Genomic DNA, 570 nt, shown 5'->3' with positions numbered 1-570 from the left:
CAGCCAACAGTCGATCGCGCATCCTACACCCCGCACTCATGAACAAAAGCCGCCGATTATAGCGATCCCCCCGCGAAGACGCTCGGGTATACTTCGCCATCCTTTACAAAAGCACTGGAACCGACCCTCGATGCCGAAACCTGCCATTGCGCTCGACTTATTATTGCTGCCGACCTGGCTGGTACCCGTCGAACCTGCAGGCGTTGTGCTCAAAGAGCACGGCCTGGGCATCCGCGACGGTCGCATCGTGTTTATCGGCCCGCGCGCCGAAGCATTGAAGTGTAACGCCACGGAAATCCGCGAACTGCCGGATGTGCTGCTCGCCCCCGGCCTGATCAACGCTCATGGTCACGCGGCGATGACACTGTTCCGTGGCCTGGCCGATGATCTGCCGCTGATGACCTGGCTGGAAAACCACATCTGGCCGGCCGAAGCGAAATGGGTCAGCGAAGATTTTGTCCGTGATGGCACCGATCTGGCCATCGCCGAGCAGATCAAGGGCGGCATCACTTGTTTCTCGGACATGTATTTCTTTCCGAAAGTCGCCAGCGAACGCGTGCATAACAGCGG

Annotated in this window: 1 protein-coding gene; it reads left to right on the top strand. The window is 58.9% G+C overall.

Features of this window, described 5'->3' with window-relative positions:
• Positions 1-130 precede the first annotated feature (130 nt).
• A partial coding sequence (locus BK660_RS30435) for an amidohydrolase family protein (RefSeq protein ID WP_148057493.1) occupies positions 131-570 on the top strand: 440 nt, incomplete at its 3' end.

Origin of the sequence: Pseudomonas brassicacearum, assembly GCF_003732265.1 — a bacterium.
Taxonomy (GTDB): Bacteria; Pseudomonadota; Gammaproteobacteria; order Pseudomonadales; family Pseudomonadaceae; genus Aquipseudomonas; species Aquipseudomonas brassicacearum_D.
Note: the sequence above shows the minus strand (reverse complement) of the source record. Positions and strands in the feature narration are given on the sequence as shown.